Annotated in this window: 2 protein-coding genes; both read right to left on the bottom strand. The window is 64.0% G+C overall.

Going from position 1 to position 2,953, the window contains the following annotated elements; all coding sequences use genetic code 11:
• Nucleotides 1-798, bottom strand: a 798-nt coding sequence (locus tag WBB85_RS11300) for an RNA polymerase sigma factor region1.1 domain-containing protein (protein ID WP_432638716.1), incomplete at its 3' end; no start/stop codon positions are given.
• Nucleotides 799-907: 109 nt separating this feature from the next.
• Nucleotides 908-2,842: a DNA primase gene (gene dnaG, locus WBB85_RS11295; protein ID WP_432638715.1), complete on the bottom strand. Its 1,935-nt coding sequence runs from the start codon at nucleotides 2,840-2,842 to the stop codon at nucleotides 908-910.
• Nucleotides 2,843-2,953: the final 111 nt, after the last annotated feature.

Genomic DNA, 2,953 nt, shown 5'->3' with positions numbered 1-2,953 from the left:
CACATAGTCGCGGGCGATGATCTCCAGCATCTCCAGCACGCGCGGCTTGAGGGCAGCCTCCATCGCCGCGAGCGACATGTTGGAGGCTTCGTCGTCGTCGTCGTCGTCATCCGACTTGGCAATGGGGTTGCCGTCGGCATCCAGCTCGGGCTCATCGTCGTCGCTTTTCGACTGGGCAGGGGCCGACGCGCCTTCGACCACCGGTTCGACCTGATCGCCGTCATCTTCCATCGAACGTCCAAAGGTCGTCTCAAGATCGATGACGTCGCGCAGCAGGATGTCTTCGTTCAGAAGTTCCTCACGCCAGATGGTGATGGCCTGAAATGTCAGCGGGCTTTCGCAAAGGCCCGCGATCATCGTGTTGCGCCCGGCCTCGATCCGCTTGGCAATGGCGATCTCGCCCTCGCGGGAGAGCAGTTCGACGGTGCCCATTTCACGCAGATACATCCGCACCGGGTCATCGGTCCGGTCAAGCGTTTCACCCGAGGATGTGGCGACGGTCACTTCGCGCGAGGTGGAGGTTTCGACGACGGCCCCAGCGGAGGAGCTATCGCCCTCTTCGGCCTCGTCATCCTCGATCACGTTGATGCCCATTTCCGACAGCATCGACATCACGTCCTCGATCTGCTCGGACGAGACCTGTTCGGGCGGAAGCACCTGATTGAGCTGGTCATAGGTGATGTAGCCCCGCTCGCGTGCGTCGGCGATCATCTTCTTGACCGCGGCCTGCGACATGTCGAGCGTATGCTCGTTCTCGTCGGTGGCGGGCTTCTGCTCGTCGGTGTCCTTGGCGGCCATCGGGGCTCCTTTACGTCGCGGGCGAATCACAGGGCATGCGAATCGGTTCTGCTCTTGTATCGAATCGCCAGGCCGAATCACAGGGGCCGGGATTCGGCGTACGGGCGTTTCAGTGTTTCTTCTTTTCCCAGGCGGCAGTGTCGATCAGGCGCTGCAATTCAGCGGAAAGTGCCGCGCGGTCCTCGCCCATGTCACTGTCGTCATCGAGTTTCGACCGCCCCGCCCGATGGCGTGCCTCGGCTGCCTGTGACAAGCGCCATGTCACGCCTTCATCGGCAAGTCCGGTCATGTCCTCCATCGCCTCCTCCACCTCGGCCAAGGCACCCCGCCGCGCCTCAAGTTTGGCCAGTTCCTCGGCCAGACACATCGCGGCAAGATCGTCGTTGTCGGCATTACGCACAGGGGGGGCCGATTGCACGTGGGCAAGGCCCATCAGCTTTTCAAGATCGGGACCGGCGGAGGTGGCGATTTTCTCGCCGATATCACCGGTCTCATGCGCCGCGACCAGCAGAGCATGGCGCAACCGATCGTGTCCGGCATCACGCATCTCGACCGTCTCCAACTGGCTTTCAAAACGCAGGATGCAGCCGGGATGGGTGATGGCGATGGCCAGGATCATCGCCTCGCGCAGATAATCTTCGACCTCTGCCCCCGAAGACGCGGCAAGAAGCGAGGCTTTCGTGACCGGCAATGGCAGTTGCGGTATCGACTTCCACTTGCCGCCCCGCATCGGCGCAGGACCACGTCCAGCCGGTCGGTTGTTGCCGAAAAGATCCCAGCGCAGGCGCTTGATCTCTTCGCCATAGTGGCTGCGGATCGACGGATCGGCGATGCGTTTGATCGCCTCGCGCAGGGACTTGTCGAGCGTAGCCTTGCGTTCGGGGCTGTCAAAGACTTTGCCCTCTGTTTCCCGCCGCCAGAGCAGGTTCACCATCGGCTGCGCCTCGGCGACAAGCTTCGCCATCGCCTCGCGCCCGCGCAGTTTGATCAGGTCGTCCGGGTCCATGCCTTCGGGCAGGATGACAAAGCGCAACCCCTGCCCGGCCTCCAAGAGCGGCAGAGCCAGATCTATCAGCCGCGTCGCCGCCCTTATGCCCGCCGTATCGCCGTCGAGCATGATCAGAGGTTCGGGCGAGAGGCGCCAGATCAGGCGCAGCTGATCCTCGGTGATTGCGGTGCCGAGGGGGGCCACCACCGCCTCGAATCCTGCACCCACCAGCGCGATCACATCCATATAGCCTTCGGCGACGATCAGCGGCTGGTCCTTGCCCGCCGCCTCGCGCGCTGGCCCGTGATTGTATAGGCTGCGGCCCTTGTCGAATAGCTCCGTCTCGGGCGAATTCAGGTACTTCGCATTGTCGTTCGGGTCCATCGCCCGGCCGCCAAAGGCGATGCAGCGGCCACGCGGATCACGGATCGGGAAGATGATGCGATTGCGGAAGACATCATAAGGTGCCTTGCCCTTGGTCGACGGCTTGGCAAGGCCCGCGCCAAGGATCAGATCCTCGTTTATGCCGCGCGCGCGGAGCGCGTCCCAAAGACCCTGCCAGCCTTCGGGGGCAAAGCCGATCTCGAACCGGTCCTGCGCCGCCTCGGAAAGCTTGCGCCGCGCCAGATAGTCGCGCGCCTCGGCCCCGGCGGCGGTCTTCAGTTGCAGCCGGTAGTGGCGCAACGCCTCTTCCATCACCCTGGCCAGTTCCGTCCGCCGGTCGGCGCGTTCCGCGGCCTTGGGGTCCTGCGCCGGCATCGGCAGCCCAGCCTCGCGCGCCAGCGTTTCGACCGCCTCCATGAAGGACATGTTCTCGGCGTCCTTCAGGAAGGAAATCGCATCGCCCTTGGCATGACAGCCGAAGCAGTAAAAATACCCTTTGCGGTCATCGACATGGAATGAGGCGGTCTTTTCCTGATGGAACGGGCACGGTGCCCAGAGGTCGCCCTTGGCCTGATTGGACTTGCGGTTGTCCCACGTGACCTTGCGCCCGACCACATGGCTGAGCGTGGTGCGCGTGCGCAATTCGTCAAGGAAACCGGGCGGCAGACTCATCGGGCGAATATCGGCTTTCCGCGCGCCACTGTCCAGCGCCGGACGGGGGGACTTCCCGCCTCCCCGGACCCCCGGACCCCCGGACCCCCGGACCCCCGGACCCCCGGACCC

The organism is Albidovulum sp. (assembly GCF_049646345.1).
In the GTDB taxonomy this organism is placed as follows: Bacteria; Pseudomonadota; Alphaproteobacteria; order Rhodobacterales; family Rhodobacteraceae; genus Albidovulum.
Note: the sequence above shows the minus strand (reverse complement) of the source record. Positions and strands in the feature narration are given on the sequence as shown.